This window comes from Streptomyces sp. NPDC043427, from assembly GCF_056436655.1.
Window position 1 is genome coordinate 205,388 of the sequence record NZ_JBWKCC010000011.1, and the last position, 15,369, is coordinate 220,756.

The 15,369-nt window shown below is 71.0% G+C and carries 15 protein-coding genes and 1 pseudogene; 4 read left to right on the top strand and 12 right to left on the bottom strand.

From position 1 onward, the window contains the following. Positions 1 to 16: 16 nt before the first annotated feature. Both AC067M_RS20315 and AC067M_RS20320 read left to right on the top strand, forming a co-directional pair. The gene (locus AC067M_RS20315; RefSeq protein WP_478698381.1) at positions 17 to 952 is read left to right on the top strand and encodes an AraC family transcriptional regulator; all 936 of its coding nucleotides are present in this window, start codon (positions 17 to 19) and stop codon (positions 950 to 952) included. A gap of 74 nt (positions 953 to 1,026) precedes the next feature. Next, positions 1,027 to 1,707, top strand: coding sequence for a helix-turn-helix domain-containing protein (locus tag AC067M_RS20320; RefSeq protein WP_478698382.1), 681 nt, complete (start codon positions 1,027 to 1,029; stop codon positions 1,705 to 1,707). On the opposite strand, the gene AC067M_RS20325 is transcribed toward AC067M_RS20320, so the two are convergent. The 3 genes from AC067M_RS20325 to AC067M_RS20335 all read right to left on the bottom strand — a co-directional run bounded on the left by AC067M_RS20325 (position 1,696) and on the right by AC067M_RS20335 (position 3,608). After that, on the bottom strand, positions 1,696 to 2,091 hold the full coding sequence (locus tag AC067M_RS20325; protein ID WP_478698383.1) for a VOC family protein: 396 nt from the start codon (positions 2,089 to 2,091) through the stop codon (positions 1,696 to 1,698). The two genes, AC067M_RS20320 and AC067M_RS20325, sit on opposite strands and share 12 nt — an antisense overlap. Positions 2,092 to 2,214: 123 nt before the next feature. Then, on the bottom strand, positions 2,215 to 2,865 hold the full coding sequence (locus tag AC067M_RS20330; RefSeq protein WP_478698384.1) for a ThuA domain-containing protein: 651 nt from the start codon (positions 2,863 to 2,865) through the stop codon (positions 2,215 to 2,217). A 101-nt stretch (positions 2,866 to 2,966) separates the two neighbouring features. After that, positions 2,967 to 3,608 carry a hypothetical protein gene (locus tag AC067M_RS20335; RefSeq protein ID WP_478698385.1) on the bottom strand — a complete coding sequence of 214 codons (642 nt, stop codon included), beginning with the start codon at positions 3,606 to 3,608 and terminating at the stop codon, positions 2,967 to 2,969. A 73-nt stretch (positions 3,609 to 3,681) separates the two neighbouring features. Between AC067M_RS20335 and AC067M_RS20340 the strand changes: the two genes are divergently transcribed. After that, complete coding sequence (locus tag AC067M_RS20340) at positions 3,682 to 4,311, top strand: VOC family protein (RefSeq protein WP_478698386.1); 630 nt, start codon at positions 3,682 to 3,684, stop codon at positions 4,309 to 4,311. Positions 4,312 to 4,399: 88 nt separating this feature from the next. Here AC067M_RS20340 and AC067M_RS20345 read toward each other — a convergent pair whose 3' ends face one another. The 9 genes from AC067M_RS20345 to AC067M_RS20385 all read right to left on the bottom strand — a co-directional run bounded on the left by AC067M_RS20345 (position 4,400) and on the right by AC067M_RS20385 (position 14,902). After that, positions 4,400 to 4,657 (bottom strand): VOC family protein, encoded by a 258-nt coding sequence (locus AC067M_RS20345; protein ID WP_478698387.1) that lies wholly within the window; start codon positions 4,655 to 4,657, stop codon positions 4,400 to 4,402. A 178-nt stretch (positions 4,658 to 4,835) separates the two neighbouring features. Continuing rightward, complete coding sequence (locus AC067M_RS20350; RefSeq protein WP_478698388.1) at positions 4,836 to 5,888, bottom strand: LacI family DNA-binding transcriptional regulator; 1,053 nt, start codon at positions 5,886 to 5,888, stop codon at positions 4,836 to 4,838. Positions 5,889 to 6,229: 341 nt separating this feature from the next. Next, positions 6,230 to 7,822 carry a glycoside hydrolase family 43 protein gene (locus tag AC067M_RS20355; RefSeq protein WP_478698389.1) on the bottom strand — a complete coding sequence of 531 codons (1,593 nt, stop codon included), beginning with the start codon at positions 7,820 to 7,822 and terminating at the stop codon, positions 6,230 to 6,232. Continuing rightward, a complete protein-coding gene (locus AC067M_RS20360; protein WP_478698390.1) occupies positions 7,819 to 8,733 on the bottom strand; it encodes a carbohydrate ABC transporter permease in 915 nt (304 codons plus the stop codon). Before AC067M_RS20360 ends, AC067M_RS20355 begins: the two co-directional genes overlap by 4 nt. Further along, positions 8,733 to 9,617, bottom strand: coding sequence for a carbohydrate ABC transporter permease (locus AC067M_RS20365; RefSeq protein WP_478698391.1), 885 nt, complete (start codon positions 9,615 to 9,617; stop codon positions 8,733 to 8,735). The genes AC067M_RS20360 and AC067M_RS20365 overlap by 1 nt, the downstream gene beginning before the upstream one ends. A gap of 10 nt (positions 9,618 to 9,627) precedes the next feature. Further along, complete coding sequence (locus AC067M_RS20370) at positions 9,628 to 10,962, bottom strand: ABC transporter substrate-binding protein (RefSeq protein ID WP_478698392.1); 1,335 nt, start codon at positions 10,960 to 10,962, stop codon at positions 9,628 to 9,630. A gap of 359 nt (positions 10,963 to 11,321) precedes the next feature. Next, positions 11,322 to 12,410 carry a LacI family DNA-binding transcriptional regulator gene (locus AC067M_RS20375; RefSeq protein WP_478698393.1) on the bottom strand — a complete coding sequence of 363 codons (1,089 nt, stop codon included), beginning with the start codon at positions 12,408 to 12,410 and terminating at the stop codon, positions 11,322 to 11,324. A 565-nt stretch (positions 12,411 to 12,975) separates the two neighbouring features. Next, positions 12,976 to 13,989, bottom strand: a complete 1,014-nt coding sequence (locus AC067M_RS20380; protein WP_478698394.1) for a hydroxyacid dehydrogenase — start codon at positions 13,987 to 13,989, stop codon at positions 12,976 to 12,978. 550 nt (positions 13,990 to 14,539) lie between these two features. Beyond that, positions 14,540 to 14,902 carry a hypothetical protein gene (locus AC067M_RS20385; protein ID WP_478698395.1) on the bottom strand — a complete coding sequence of 121 codons (363 nt, stop codon included), beginning with the start codon at positions 14,900 to 14,902 and terminating at the stop codon, positions 14,540 to 14,542. A 128-nt stretch (positions 14,903 to 15,030) separates the two neighbouring features. On the opposite strand from AC067M_RS20385, the pseudogene AC067M_RS20390 reads away from it, so the two are divergent. Continuing rightward, positions 15,031 to 15,354, top strand: a pseudogene (locus AC067M_RS20390) (ABC transporter permease subunit); the annotation flags it as partial. Between the last annotated feature and the right edge of the window lie 15 nt (positions 15,355 to 15,369).

Genomic DNA, 15,369 nt, shown 5'->3' on the forward strand with positions numbered 1-15,369 from the left:
CGTCTACGCTGACCGCATGGACGCCTTGGCAGGCCTGCTGGAGGGCCCCCGCGCGCGGGGCGCCTTCATGATCCGTGCGTGCTTCGAGCCGCCGTGGAGCGTACGCGTCGAGGACCGGGCCCCGCTGACCCTGATGCTCATGGCCCGCGGCGACGCCTGGATCACGTCGGACACGGGGGAGCGGGTGCGGCTGCGGGCCGGCGACCTCGCCGTCGCGCGCGGCCCGGTCCCGTACACCTGCGCCGACGACCCCGCCACGCCCCCGCAGGCGGTGATCCTGCCCGGCGCCGAGTGCGTGTACCCCGACGGCCGCCCCCTCGGCGGCACGATGGACCTGGGCGTACGCACCTGGGGCGACCGCCCCGACGGCTCCACCGTCATGCTGATCGGCACCTACCTGATGCGGGGCGAGATCAGCGGCCGGCTGCTGGACGCGCTGCCCACCCTCCTGACGCTGACCTCCGAGGTGTGGGACTGCCCGCTGACCCCCCTCCTCATGGAGGAGATCGTGCGTGACGAGCCCGGGCAGGAGGTGGTCCTCGACCGTCTTCTCGACCTGCTGGTGATCGCCGCGCTCAGGGCCTGGTTCTCCCGCCCCGAGGCCGAGACGCCCGCCTGGTACGGGGCTCTCGCCGACCCGGTCGTGGGCCGCGCCCTGCGCCTCCTCCAGGACGACCCCGCCCACGCCTGGACGGTCGCCGCCCTCGCGGCCAAGACCGGGGTGTCGAGGGCGGCGCTCGCCCGCCGCTTCACCGCCCTCGTCGGCGAACCCCCGATGACCTACCTCACCGGCTGGCGCCTCGCCCTCGCCGCCGACCGCCTGCTCGACACCGACGACACCATCGCCGCGATCGCCCGCCAGGTCGGTTACGGCAGCGCGTTCGCCCTGTCCACGGCGTTCAAGAGGACGTACGGGGTGAGCCCGCAGGAGCACCGGACGAGGGCGGGGTAGTCAGGCGGGTCAGTGAGGTGCGGGGGAGCCATCTCGGCCCTTGCCCGCCCTGCCGGCGGCGTAGCCTGTCCTACGTGTACGCGGAACGGCCGTCCCGGCTGACCGGCGCCGTCGTCTGGACGAACACCCCGTCGCCGCCCGGCGCCCGTCCCGTGCTGCCCGACGGTTGCATGGATCTGCTGTGGAGCGAGGGCCGACTGCTGGTCGCCGGCCCCGACACCCGCGCCTACGCCCCCGAAGGCCCCGCCGCGCCCTGGGCGGGCGTGCGTTTCCACCCGGGCACCGCGCCCGCGTTCCTGGGGGTACCGGCCCACGAACTGCGCGACCGTCGCGTCGAGTTGGCCGATCTGTGGCCGACCGCGAAGGTACGGCGGCTGCGTGACTGTGTCGAGTCGGCGCCCGACCCCGCGACGGGCCTGGAGGAGGCGGCCCTGCGGCGCGCTGCCGAGACGGCCCCGCCCGACCCACTGCTGCGACGGCTCGTCACCGCCCTGGACGCGGGCCGCCCCGTCGCCGCGACCGCCGACGAACTCGGCCTGGGGGAACGCCAGTTGCACCGCAGGGCCCTGACCGCCTTCGGCTACGGCCCCAAGACACTGGCCCGCATCCTGCGCCTGCAGAGGGCTCTCGCCCTCGCCCGCGCGGGCACCCCGTTCGCTGCGACGGCGACCGGCGCCGGTTACGCCGACCAGGCCCACCTGGCCCGGGACGTACGGCAGTTGACGGGCATGACGCTGACGGACCTACTGGCCTGACGGCGCGTAGAGGTCGACGCCGTTGCCGTCCGGGTCGAGCACGACGGCATACCGCTGGCCCCACACGGCGTCCCACGGCTTCAGCTCCCCGCGGTACCCGGCCCCCACCAGTTCCTCGTACACCGCGTCGACCTCACTCACCCCCTCGCACCGCAACGCCAGCGAGGCCCGCCCGCCCCCGGCAGGTGCCCGCCACTGCGGGTGGAAGGACCGCACGGTCTCCTCGGTGTCCAACATCAACCGCACCCCGCCCGGCAGTTCGGCCTCGGCGTGCGGCGCACTCTGGGAGCCCTCGGGGAAGGCGAACCCGAGGCGACGGTAGAAGGCGACGGAGGCGGCCATGTCGGAGACGACCAGGCCGATGGCATCGAATCGTGGACTCATGGGGCCACCGTAGGCAGCGCTTCGAGCGTCGGTCTTGAAGGAATCGGACATGGCTCTCTCCTTGCGAGGGCTTTGCTCACCCCAATGGCGCAACCGGTTCACCGGAGAAACCTCACTGGTCAGTCACTCGTCGAGCCGCGCCGACCAGTCGATGCCGCCGCGCAGGTGGGCGCGGAAGCCGGGGTCGACGTAGGCCTCACAGGCGTGCCCGAGCGCCGTGTAGAAGACGCGGCCCGCGCCCTGCTCACGGCACCACACGAGCGGGTGGTCGGCGCCCATGCCGCCACCGTCGTACGACGTCTCGTCGGCGACGGCGAGGACCCGCACCCGTCCGCGCGGGTTGGTCCGGAAGTCGTACCACTCGTCGGTGAAGTCCCAGACGGCGGGCAGGTGCCGGGTGGCGGGGTGTTCGCGGTCCTCGACCACGGCCTTGCCCGGCTGGTACGCGGGGTGCCGGTCGAAGCGCGCGCCGAGCAGTTCGCCGTAGTACGGCCAGTCGTACTCCGTGCAGGCCGCCGCGTGGACGCCGACGAAGCCGCCGCCCGACTCGACGTACGCGGCGAGACGGGCGCGTCCCGCGGGGGTCAGCACCTCGCCGCTGGTGGAGAGGAAGACGACCGCCGCGTACCCGTCGAGCGGGGCCTCCAGGGCCGCCGGGTCCTCGGTGTGGTCGACCTCGTACTCCGCGAGCGTGCGGAGGGCGGCGACGGCGTCCGGGATGGAGTCGTGGCGGTAGGCGGTGGTGCGGGTGTGGACGAGCAGGCGGGCGGACATGGGGGCGAGCCTAGGGCTCTGCGGGTGTCCGTCCCAGCGAAGTGATCACGCCGAAAATTTCGAGCCGGCAGTGGTGGTCTCCGGGGTGCCGGTGTGGGTGCTCAACCGCCCACGCCCACATGGTTGTCGGGGGCCCCGTCGCCGACCGGGGGCAGGTCACCGCGCTCGACGGGTGCGGTCTGCTGCCCGGCCGCTGCCTCGGGCAGGAGGGTGTCGAGTTCGTCGGCGGAGGGGCGGTGGACGTTGCCGGCGGCCTCGCTCAGGACGTCCCGCGGGACGCCCTCGCCGCTGAGCCTGACGACGTGCCCCTCCTTCGGGATCGCGTACTCCTTCTGCTGTCCGTTGCTGCGGTACCAGGCGTCGCCGTCGCGGGTGCAGGTGGTGCGCGAATTCGCGTCGCCGACGGGTTGCTCCGGGCAGTTGTCGGCGGTCAGTGTGCCGCGGTCGACGGAGAGGGTGAGCTGGGTGCCGGCCTTCTGCGACCAGTACGTGGCGGAGAAGCCGTCGCCGCCGTACACGCCGACGGACTGCTGGGCGAGGGTGTAGCCGGAGGCCTCGGTGAGGTAGACGAACTCCGGTCTGATGCCCAACGCCCCAGCACGGGCGGCGAGTTCCGCCGCATCCGCGGGGCGCGCTTCGGCCGTACCGGTGCCGGCGTCCGCCTTCTGTGTGCCGCAGCCGGTGAGGAGGGCCGGGAGCAGCAGCGGCAGCGACAGTGACAGGGCTCGTGCGGCACGGATCATGAACACCATCCTGCCGCACAGGTGTTCCCAAGGTGGCGTCTTTTCGCGCAGGGGGCGCGTAATGTCACACGCGATGAACACGATTCCCGCACTGCTTGATCACCTCGTCCTCGCGACCCCCGATCTGGCGGCGACGGTCGCCGAGTTCACCCGGCGCACCGGTGTGGCCCCGGCCCCCGGCGGCGCACACGTCGACCTGGGCACCCGCAACCACCTGGTCGGGCTGGGCGGCACCGCCTACCTGGAGATCATCGGCCCCGACCCGGAGCAGACGGGTCCCGACGGTCCCCGTCCCTTCGGCGTGGACGGGCTCGACACCCCGCGGACGATCACGTGGGCGATCAGCCCGCCCGACCTGGACGCCACGGTCGCGGCAGCCCGCGCGCGGGGTTACGACCCCGGTGAGGTACGGGCGATGAGCCGCCGCCGGCCCGACGGCACGCTGTTGGAATGGCGCCTGACGGACGGCTCCGCCCACCCCTCCGGTCTCGTCCCGTTCCTCATCGACTGGGGCGGCTCCGTCCACCCGTCGGCGTCGGGCTTGCCCGTCACCCCCCTCCTGCGGGTATCGGCAACAGCCCCCGACCCCGACGAGATCCGCCCCGCCCTCACCGCACTCGGCACGCAACTCGCCCTCAGTACCGGCCCGGTGGGGATGACGTTCACGGTGGAGACGCCTCGGGGAGCGGTGACCTTCGACTGAAGAGGCGTTCCATTCGGTACGCAGGGGCATCGAGACAAAACGAACTGGGCCGCCCAGTCGGGGCGTTCCGACGGACGGCGAGCCGCGATCACGCCTCCTGGTAGAGATCGACGATGTTGCCGTCGGGGTCACGCAGCCACACCGATCGGCGCCCCCACGGCTGGGTCGTCGGAGGCTTGAGGATCTGGAGCCCGCGTGCCAGCGCGCGTTCGTGGCGAGCGTCCACGTCGGTGACCTGGAACTCCAGAGTGAAGCGCCCGCTCACGGCGGAGACCGAGGCCCCGGGCACCATCGACTCGATGCCCTGCGTGGAGAAGAACGACAGGACCGCACCAGGCACCGTCACCCGAGCGAAGGGGTGTCCCCGCCCTCGACTTCGGCGTCGAGGACATCGGCGTAGAAGGCCGCGAGGCCCGGGACATCGTCGGTGATCAGGCAGGTGCCGGTGAAGTGGGGCCGCATCCGGGCATGGTAGGCCGCGGCTCGAAGCCACGTCTCCCGAGTCGCCAGGGCCTTGCAGCGCGTCAGGAACGCGCCCGCGGTGGCGCCGTGCTCGCCCGTTCCACCAGGCGGGTGGACAGCTCCGTACGCGTCCCCTCCGGGCGCTCGCCGTCCATCATCCGCACAAGCAGTCGTAGCGCCGTGGCCGCCATCTCGGCGAGGGGCTGGCGGACGGTGGTGAGGGCGGGGGCGGCCCAGCGGGACTCGGGGAGGTCGTCGAAGCCGACGACGCTGATGTCGTGGGGGACGCGGAGGCCGCGCTCGGCCAGGGTCTCGTAGACGCCGAGGGCCATGCGGTCCGAGCAGACGAAGACGGCTGTGGGGGGTTCGGGCAGGTCGAGGAGCTCGCGCGTGCGGTGCCGGGCGACGGCCTCGTCGAAGCCGCCGTAGCGGATGTACTCGGGGCGGTGTACGACGCCCGCCGAGGCGAGGGCCGAGCGGTAGCCGGCGATGCGGGCGCTGCTGCACATCGTGCGTCGCTGGCCCGCGACGACGGCGATGCGTTCGTGGCCCAGGGACAGCAGGTGCTCGGTCGCCGTCACCCCGCCCTGCCAGTTCGCGGCGCCCACCGACACCACACCGGGCGGCGGTTCCAGCACCGGGTCGATCATCACGAACGGGATGTGGTGCTGGTCGAGCCAGGCGAACTGGGATTCCGTGAGCTCGGCCAGGTTGAACAGGACTCCGGCCGAGCCGCGCACGGTGAGCTTGTCCAGCCAGCCGCGCTGGGGGCGGGCGGCCCGGGTGCGGGACAGGGCGGCCGAGACGACCACGTCCAGGCCCGCGTCGTGCGCCGCCTCCTCCACCCCGTGCAGCACCGCGCCCGACCAGGAACTCTCCAGCGAGTGCACGACGAGGTCGACGAGACGGGGCGGCCTGGCCGCGTCGAAGCGGGGTCTGCGGACGTAGCCGAGCCGGTCCAGCGCCTCCGTGACCCGACGGCGGGTCTCGGGTGCGACGTCCTCCCGGCCGTTGACCACCTTGGAGGCGGTCGGTACGGACACTCCCGCCTCGCGGGCCACGACCGCGAGCGTCGGCCCGGCCGTCGCCACGCTCGCACTCCCCGTACGGACCATCGGGAACCACCTCTCCGGCCCGCCCGAGGGCCAGCGAACGTCCGGCCGGCACCGTGGGGGGAGCCGCTCGGAAACCGGCGCGCAGAAAGCGCTTGCTATCCTAAGTGCGCCTCAACGCGACGTGAAGACACCGGGAATGACGGGATCTTGCCGCTCTCCACTTCCGGGAACCCGACACGGTACGTACCCGGGCGATTGCCCCGCCGTGCAGCCGGGCGATTTCTCCCGCCGTGAAGCTGGGTGATCGCGCCCCCCCCGTGCACCCGGGTTACCGCACCCGGCTCACCCGGGCGACCGCCCCCGCCGGGAAACCGGGCGGTCGACCCGGCACGCGCGCAACCTCACGACGCCGTGCACGTCAGCCCGAAGTCCCGGAAGTCCGCCGTGAACGTCGCCTCGACCAGGTCCCACGCGTGGATCCCGGCCATCGCTCCCGTGAACCGCAGCCGCGCACCGTGGTCGTCGGAGAGCCGGCTGAAGTCCAGCACCGGCCCGAGCCGCGTCCGCGTCCCCTCCCGCACGTACCAGAAGCGCGCCTCCGCGCCCTCGATCGTCACGCCCAGCCTCAGCGGCACCCCCGCCGGCACCTCCTCGACGGCCACCCGCCGCGCGCCCCCCTCGTCGCGGTCCACGAGGCTGAGTACCGTGCGCCCGCCGCCCCGCCACTGCTGCCCGCGCTGCTCCTCACCCTCCGGCTCGGCCCAGGTCAGTTCCAGGGTGAGGTACGCCTCGGCGTCGTAGCGCAGGACAAGGCCCGCGCCCTGCGTGAAGGCCGACGGACGGGCCTCCACCGTCACCGCCGCCTCGGCCCGGTGCTCGGTGATGCGCTGGGCCAGCAGGCTGTACGCCCACCGCGACTCCGGGCCGTGCCGCCCGCGCAGCCGGATCCAGCCGGGCCGGCTCGTGGCGTCGACCCAGGACGGGTCGGGCGCGGCACGCAGGGTGCTCCACGGCCAGCCGAGCGGGTCGGGGGAGGCGAGGGGGCGGACGAGAGGCCGGGCCCGCGTCGGTACGTCGACCTCGACCGCTGGATGCCAACCCCCGTGTGGCATCCGCGGCCGGCCCTCCGCGTCCCATGTCACCGCCTGGATCGCCGTCTCCCGGCCGAGCGTGCAGCGCGGCCCGTGCGGGGTGTGCAGGGGGCGCGCCGCGAGATGGCTGAGCACCCACTCCCCGTCGGATGTCTCGACCAGTTCCGCGTGCCCGGCCTTCTGCAACGGCAGCGACGGGTCGTCCCGCGAGGTGAGCAGAGGACGGTCGTCGAGTTCGTACGGGCCCACGATCGCGCGGCTCCGGGCGGTCAGTACACCGTGTTCGAAACCGGTGCCGCCCTCCGCCAGCACCAGCACGTACCAGCCGTCGCGGTACAGCAGCTTCGGGCCCTCTACCAGCCGTTCGTGCTGCAGCAGCAGGTGCGTGCCGCCGACCGGGGCGAGGGTGTCGCGGTCCAGTTCGGTCAGGACGATCCCGGCGAAGCGCCGGCCGCCGGGGCGGTGGTCGTTCTGCAGGTTGAGCAGCCACAGCCGGCCCTCGTGGTGGAAGAGGGCCGGATCGAAGCCGTGACTCGCGATGCGACGCGGGGACGTCCAGGGCCCCGTCGCCTCGGGGGCGGTGCAGACGTACGTGTCCGTGTCGAAGTACGGCGTCCCCACCGACCGTACGACGGAGTACACCACCCAGAACCGGTTCCCGTCCCAGCTCAGCGACGGCGCCCAGATGCCGCCCGAGTCGGGGACGCCGGCCAGGGAGTTGCCGGGGGCCGCGCCCCGGACATGACCGGCGTACTCCCAGTGCGCGAGGTCGCGGGAGCGGTGGATCGGGATGGTGGGGAACCACTCGAAGGAACTGGTCGCCACGTAATACCAGTCCCCGGCCCGGACCAAGGAGGGATCCGGGGCGAAGCCGCGGATCACCGGGTTGCGCAGCACGGTCACTTGAGCGCCCCCAGGGTGACTCCGCTCCGCCAGTAGCGGCGCATCGCGACCATCATGATCGCCATCGGCACGATGGACAGCAGCGCGCCGGTCAGGACCAGGCTCGTCAGGTCGACGCCCGATTCCAGGCGCTTGCCGGACCAGTTGTACAGACCCAGGTTGAGCGTCCAGTTCTCCTCGCCGCGCAGCACGGTGAGGGGGAGGAAGAAGGCGTTCCAGGTGTTGACGAAGGCCAGCAGGAACACCGTGGCACCGCCCGTCGTCATCATCCGCAGCACGATGCTGAAGAAGATCCGCAGTTCACCGGCGCCGTCCAGGCGGGCCGCCTCGAGGAGTTCGAAGGGAATGGTGGCTTCCGTGTAGACCTTGGCGAGGTACACGCTGAACGGGTTGATCAGGCAGGGGATCAGCATCGCCCACGGGGTGTCGACCATGCCGATCGCCGAGAACAGCAGGTACAGCGGGAGCGTGAGCAGGGCGATCGGGATCAGGAACGAGCCCACGACACACGCGAACACGAGGTTGCGCCCCGGGAAGTCGAACCGCGCCAGACCGTACCCCGTGGCGAGCGCGATCAGCGTGCCGCCGAGGGAGCCGACCCCCGCGTACAGCAGCGAGTTCGCCGTCCAGCGCAGGAAGATGCCGTCCTCGTAGGTGAACAGCTGGTGCAGGTTGTCCCACAGGTGCCAGCCGGAGAACCACAGCCCGTTGCTCTGGTAGAGCCCGGTGCGGTCCTTGGTGGCGGCGACGATCAGCCACCACACCGGGAACAGGCTGTACGCGCTCGCCAGGACCAGCCCGACCAGCAGGAACCGCTGCCCGCCGCGCGAACGGGAGACGGGATCAGGGGCGGTGAGACGGCGCACCGGGCGCCCTGGAGCCTTCTCCGCGCGGTTTTCGGTGAGCGTCATCAGTCGGCCTCCCTCGAAGTCAGCCGGTAGAAGAGGAAGGAGGCCACGCCGAGGATGAGGGCGAGCAGCACCGACAGGGCCGCGGCGTAGTGGTAGTTGCCGGCGTTGAACGCCTGGTTGTAGATGATCATGATCGGCGTGAAGCCGTCGTTCACGGTCTGCGGGGTGACGTTCCGGAACAGCGCGGGCTCGTTGAAGATCTGCAGCATCTGGATGATGGAGAGCAGCCCGGTCAGCACCAGCGCCCCGCGCACGAACGGCACCTTGATACTGCGCGCGATCCGGATCTCCGAGGCCCCGTCCAGCCGCGCCGCCTCGAACAGCTCGCGCGGCACGGCCTGCAGGGCCGAGTAGATGATCACCATGTTGTAGCCGATGCCGTGCCAGGTCAGCAGGTTGCCGATCGAGGTCCACACCATGGACGGCGCGAAGAAGTTCCAGTGGAACCCGAACACCTCACCCATCGGCGTCAGCGGCCCCACGTCGGGGCTGTACAGGTTGATCCACACGATCGCCGCCACGACCCCCGGGATCATGTACGGCACGAGCAGGAGGATCCGGAACCGGCTCGCGATCCGCGAGGTGAGCGCGTCCAGGAGCAGGGCCAGCACCAGGCTGATGAACAGCATCACCGGGATCTGCACACAGGCGAACAGCACCACCCGCAGGATGGAGCTCAGGAACGCCGAGTCGGTGAGCCCCTGCTGGTAGTTGTCGAGCCCCGAGAACTTCTCCGTCGCGCCACCGAGCCCCAGCCCGGACTGCTGCTCGCGGAAGAGGGACTGATGGACGGCGTAGCCGATCGGGACCAGATAGAGGAAGACGAATCCGAGCTGGAAGGGCACCGTGAACGCGGCACCCTTCCAGCGCAGTGAACGAATCATCTGTTCTGCCTCAGCCCTTGACGCTGATGCCGCGGGACTTAAGGTCCTTGACCGTCCACTCCTGCATGTGCGCCAGCAGGTCGGTCACCTTCTCCTGCTTGTTGATCACCTTCGCCCAGCCGGCCTGCATCTCCGTGAACATCGCGGTCCAGTCCGGCCCGAAGGTCCAGTCGGTGGTGACTGTCTTGAGGCTGTCCTTCACCACTGTCTGGGCGGGCTGGTAGTTGCTGCCGAGCAGCTTGTCGGAGATCGCCTCGTGCACGTACGAGCCGCTGTCGGCCAGCGCCGGCATGACGCCGTTGCCGGTGGTCGGACTGGCCATCGTCTTCACGGCACCCGGGTCCGTGGACATCCACAGCGCGGCCTGAGCGGCCTGCTGCTGGTGCTCGCACTGCTGGGTCACCAGCGTCACGCTGCCGGTCAGGTTGGTGCCGGCCGGGGTCTTCGCCGCCTCACCGGTGAACGTCGGCCACGGGGTCAGCGCCCACTTCCCGAACGACTTGGTGAAGTTCTGCACCATGCCCGCCATCTGCCAGGTGGAGATCTGCCGGGTCGCGGTGCCGCCGTTGTCGTAGTTGCGCTGCACGGCCGCGTAGTCGGCGAAGGACAGCTTGGAGTTGAGGTCGTTGTCGATGATCTCCTGGATCACCTCGGCGGCCTTGAGGGTGCCCTCGTCCTGGAAGTCCACCTTCCAGGAGTTGCCGTCGATGGAGTACCAGTGCGCCCCCGCCTGCATGGCGAGCACCTCCAGGGTGCTGGGGTCCTCACCGGCGTAGTTGGTGATCTTCACGCCGTGCTTCTTCAGCACCTTGCCCGCGGCGATGAAGTCGTCCCAGGTCGCGGGCGGCTTGATGCCGTACTTCTGGAAGATGTCCGTGCGGTAGATCGTGAAGTTGGGCGCCGAGCTGGTCGGAACCCCGTAGAGCTTGCCCTGCACCTGCGCTCCGGCCCAGGCGCCGGCGTTGAACTTGTCCTTGCTGGACTCGACGTACTTGCTGATGTCGGCGAGCGCCCCCTGGGAGACCCAGCTGGTGACGTACTCGGCGGTGTTCTGCACGAGACAGGGCGCGTTCTTGGCCTTCACCGCGTTGGTCAGCTGCTTCTGCATGGTCAGCTGGTCGGTCACCTTGGTGTACTTCAGCTGGATGTCCTTGTGGGAGGCGTTGAACGCCTTGACGACGGCATCCTGGCCGTTGGCCCAGCCCCAGAAGGGGAGTGTGACCGGGCCCGAGGACTTCGAGGACGAGTCGTCCCCGGAAGCGCCGCAGGCGGTGAGCAGACCTGTCAGCGCGAGTCCCGCGACAGCGGCGCGGGCGAACCTTCTCCGGGGGCTGAGGGAGTTCATCTGACCGTGATCCTTCGGAAGTAGGCGTCTCGGAAGAGGGACGGCGGCTCGGTACTGGCCAGGAACGGCGGCCGGAGAACATCGGCTCGCGGTTGCGGGGGGTTCGGCCAAGCGGAAGCTGTAGAAACCGGTTGCTGGGAAGGTAGGCCGAGGGATCGGCCCATATCAAGAGGTGTGCGGGAGATTTGTTACGGCGGGTGGTCCGGGAGGTGAGCGCCGGACAGGGGCGGGCGATCGCGGTGGCCATCGGATAAGCACAGGTCAACGGGGGTGTGAGGGGATCGCTCGGCGACGGCCGGGGCGCCGCGAAGGGCGCCCCATGCCCCGTAAAACCTCAGGAAACCGTTTACGAAAACAGCTCAGGCGCGGCGCTCGGGTGGCCGCACCGAGTCCCGTACGACGACATGGGTGCCCAGCACCAGATGCTCCCCGTCGCCGCCCTTGCGCCGCCCCGCCCCGACCTCACGCCGATCGGCCACGGCACGCAGCGCGACCCGTCCCATCTCCTCGTACGGCACGTGCACAGTGGTCAGTTGAGGCGTCAGCTGCGAGGCCAGCGGGATGTCGTCGTACCCCGTGATGGACACGTCCTGAGGCACCCTCAACCCCGCCGCGCGCAACGCCTGCAGCGCACCCGCGGCCACCACGTCCGTGCCGGCCAGCACCGCCGTGAACCGCAACCCGTCCCGCAGCGCCGACTCCACCGCCCGATACCCGTGGTCGTCGTCGTACGGCCCGTGCCGCACCGACCCCGGGTCGAACGGCACCCCGTACGTCTCGAAGGCCCGCTGCGCCGCCCGCAACCGCCCCTGGGCGGTGGTCAGTCCGGCGGGCCCCGGCAGCACCAGGATCTCCCGGTGCCCGGCCGACAGCAGATGGCTGGCCATGGCGTACGCCCCGGACTCGTTGTCGTAGTCGACCGTCGTGGCCGGTACGTCGCCCTCCAGCGGTGGCCTGCCCACCAGCACGAGATGCGAGCCGGCCGCGTCCAGGGAGCGGGCGAACCGCGCCATGCGCAGCTGGTACTCCTCGTAGTCGTAGGCACCGCCGAGCAGCACCACCGCGGCGACGCCCTGCTGCCGCATGAGGTTGACCAGGGCGAGCTCGCGCTCCGGGTCGTCGCCCGTCGTCCCCACCAGCGAGAGCCAGCCCCGCAGAGTGGCCGCGCCCTCGACTCCCTTCGCCACATGCGCGAAGGCCGCTCCGGTGATGTTGTTGATCAGGATCGCCACCGTCGGAGTGCCGCCGCCGGCCAGCGAGCGGGCGTGGGCGTTGGTGACGTAGTCCAGGTCCCGGACCACCTTCATCACCCGCCGGCGCAGCTCCTCGGAGACCGGGTAGTTGCCCGACAGCACCCGCGACACACTCGCCACGGACACGCCCGCGCGCTCCGCCACGTCCCGGATGGTCGCCCGTCCGGCGTCCACAGGCGCCTTGCGCTGACTCACCGTCGAGGCTCCTTCACCGTCGTGGACCGATCACCGGGGAGGCGGGCGGTGCGGCGCCTCTCGCCGGTGCGGAAACCGTATCCCATGGTTCCTCCAGGTTGGGGAGGGTGTGGCGGGGTGGATGTGAGGGGGTGCGGATCGGTGTTTCTGACCGGTTGGAGGTAGGGAACGCGGATGGCTACGGGGCATGCGGGGCGCCTCTCGTGTCTTCCGCCGGTCGGCTGCTTGCCGGAGGGGCCGTCCACGGGGGCTGAGGCGCCGAGCGGCTGCGGTGACGGGCGCCTTGAGAGTCGCGCGGCGGGGCGCCCTTTGCGGATGGTTGGGGAGCGGGGCATCGCTTCCTGCGGTCGGGAAGCAGGGCGCCGTTTGCGGCGGGCGGGAGGTGTGTGGCGGACCGGCGAAGGGCGAGGGCCGTACAAGGCCCAGGTTTCCCACGCGTCGGCCGGGAGTGAGCCGAAGGGGCGCGCCGGTGTCGAGAATCCGAACGCGCAAAGGCCCGAAGGGCTGAGCATGATCGGGTTCTCGACACCGGCATGAAGCGCCCCCGCAGGCGAACGACCCGAAATCACGCCACCCGAGCAAGATCCGCATGCCGCACCTCGTGCGCCAGCGCCACCCCCGCCACCAACCGCTCCAGCTCCTCCACCACGATCTGCCCCAACCGCTCCAGCTCGTTCCCCAGCGACCCCGCGATGTGCGGCGTCAGGAACACGTTGGGCAGCGTGTACAGCGGCGAGTCGGCGGGCAGCGGCTCCGGCTCGGTCACATCCAGTACGGCGTGCAGTCGCCCGGAGACGAGTTCGTCGGTCAGCGCCTCGTGGTCGATCAGCGCGCCCCGGGAGGTGTTGATGAGCACGCCTCCGTCCCTGATGAGGGCGAGGCGGCCCCGGTCGAGCATGTGATGGGTCTCGGGGATGTCGGGAGCGTGCAGGCTGACGATGTCGCTGTCGCGGAGCAGGTCCTCCAGGGGAAGGAGCTCGGCGCCCAGCGCGGCGGCTTCGGCGGGGTCGACGTAGGGGTCGTGCAGGAGGACCCGGAAGTCGTACGGCCGGAGCAGTTCGAGCAGGCGGCGGCCGACGCGTGAGGCGCCGATGACGCCGATCCGGCGGCCGACGTTGCCGATGGCCGCGGTCTCGGCCGGGGTGGGCTGGGCGTGGGTGGCGCGGAAGCGCTCGCGGTGGGTGAACGCGTCCTTGCCGGCCAGCAGGATCATGGCCAGCGTGTATTCGGCGACCGGCAGCGCGTTGCCCGTGACCGCGCTGGAGACGGTGGTCCCGTGCTTCCACAGGGCCTCGCCGACCAGGGAGCGGACGGAGCCCGCGGCGTGCAGGACCGCGCGCAGCCGGGGTGTCGCGGCCAGGGTGTCCGTATCGAGGTGGGGGCAGCCCCAGCCGGTGATCAGGACTTCGGCGTCGGCCAGCACGGGCGCGGCGGCGGGGTCGGTGAAGTCCCGTACGACGAGCGCGGGGTCGATCCGGGCCGTCCGCTGGAGCCGGGCCATCAGGGGCGCCGGGAAGAGCAGCGGGAGGTGCACCGGATCCATGGCGAACACGGCCCTGGGCAACTGGGCGCTGGGCATGACTCTCCTGAGGGCGTCGGAAACATTTTCTGAAAGCGTCTTCTACCGTAGATCTGGCGCCGAGGCGGGGTCAATCACCGGCACGGACCATGGTCCCGGGAAATCCTTCGACCGGAGTCGGGAGCAAATGCCCACGTCACGGCGGAGTTTGGAGGTCGGGCGGGTGATGCTCGCCGCATCTGCGCCTCATGTCGGGCCCCGTAACGTGTTTCCGAGAGGCACCTGTGCGCTGCGGCGGCAGGGCGCGCCGGGAACGCCGTCACAACCGGTTGCTGTCCCGACCGTGGCGACCGTCGAGAGTTTCCCGAGCGGGTCGGCCGCTCGTCCCGTATGTCGGCACCGCTGACGACGCGAGCCGCACCGGGCGAATAAGCCCAGGTTAGAGCGGTTTCAACACACCCCGTCGCGCCCCCGTCGCGCACCCTCGCCCCGCGAGCCGGTCGTCCGCGCCCCGTGTGCAGAGTTTTCGAAAGTCTGCGAAGCCCCTTGACGTGCCCCCTCGACCGGAAGAAGCTCTGCCCACTCGACCGCAGCAACCGGTTGCTACCTGTTACTGCGAGCCGGTCCAGCCCGTCGAGCCCGTCGAGCCCGTCGAGCCCAGCCCATCGAACCGATCGAGCCGCATTCCCCGAGCAGAAGGTGAGGCCTTCATGCGTTCGCATGTCGGTGCTCCTCCCAGTCGCCGCCGATCCCCCGCCCTGTCGGCGGGCGGCGCCGCGGCCGGGGCGGCGGAACTCAGCGGCTGCGCGATGCAGGTGGCGAGCGCGGTCGGCGGATCCGGCGAGACCGTCACGGTGATGGCCAAGGCCGACGACCTCTCCCCGGAGCTGATCAAGCAGGCCCAGAAGGACATCGGCGTCAAGATCAACACGGTGTTGTACAGCCCCAGCAAGCTGATCGCGATGATGACCAACGGCAACCCGCCCGACCTGGTGCGCGGCGTCGGCGCTGTGGACGCCCCGTACTTCGCGGCCCGGGGTGTGATGGAGGACCTGGACCCGTACTTCGCGCAGAGCAGTGTCCCCAAGCTCGACGACCTGGGAGGCCGCGATCGTCGACGGCTGCGGCTACGCCGCCATCTTCTAACGGATCTTCCTGCCGCAGTCCTGGCCGGTGCTCTCCGCGAGATTCGTGATCGCCTTCACCTGGACCCGGGGCGACTACGTCGCCCCGCAGCTGTTGCTGTCCACCGACCGCACCACCCTCGCGGTCGCCGTCATGTCCACCTACGTCACGTCGGCCGGCACCCCCGTCACCAACCTCCAGGCCATGGCCTCCGTGATGTACGTCGTGCCGATCCTGCTGATCTTCCTCGTCGCCCAGCGCGGCTTCGTCGCCGGGATGTCGACGACCGGACTCAAGTAACCCGCCTCCCCCCTC

Bases quoted from the DNA above. Each gene is read 5' to 3' on its own strand.
- AC067M_RS20365 (WP_478698391.1), bottom strand. From the start codon at position 9,617: ATGATTCGTTCACTGCGCTGGAAGGGTGCCGCGTTCACGGTGCCCTTC.
- AC067M_RS20380 (WP_478698394.1), bottom strand. From the start codon at position 13,989: ATGCCCAGCGCCCAGTTGCCCAGGGCCGTGTTCGCCATGGATCCGGTG.
- AC067M_RS20360 (WP_478698390.1), bottom strand. From the start codon at position 8,733: ATGACGCTCACCGAAAACCGCGCGGAGAAGGCTCCAGGGCGCCCGGTG.
- AC067M_RS20350 (WP_478698388.1), bottom strand. From the start codon at position 5,888: ATGGTCCGTACGGGGAGTGCGAGCGTGGCGACGGCCGGGCCGACGCTC.
- AC067M_RS20330 (WP_478698384.1), bottom strand. From the start codon at position 2,865: ATGTCCGCCCGCCTGCTCGTCCACACCCGCACCACCGCCTACCGCCAC.
- AC067M_RS20325 (WP_478698383.1), bottom strand. From the start codon at position 2,091: ATGAGTCCACGATTCGATGCCATCGGCCTGGTCGTCTCCGACATGGCC.
- AC067M_RS20340 (WP_478698386.1), top strand. From the start codon at position 3,682: ATGAACACGATTCCCGCACTGCTTGATCACCTCGTCCTCGCGACCCCC.
- AC067M_RS20315 (WP_478698381.1), top strand. From the start codon at position 17: ATGGACGCCTTGGCAGGCCTGCTGGAGGGCCCCCGCGCGCGGGGCGCC.
- AC067M_RS20335 (WP_478698385.1), bottom strand. From the start codon at position 3,608: ATGATCCGTGCCGCACGAGCCCTGTCACTGTCGCTGCCGCTGCTGCTC.
- AC067M_RS20370 (WP_478698392.1), bottom strand. From the start codon at position 10,962: ATGAACTCCCTCAGCCCCCGGAGAAGGTTCGCCCGCGCCGCTGTCGCG.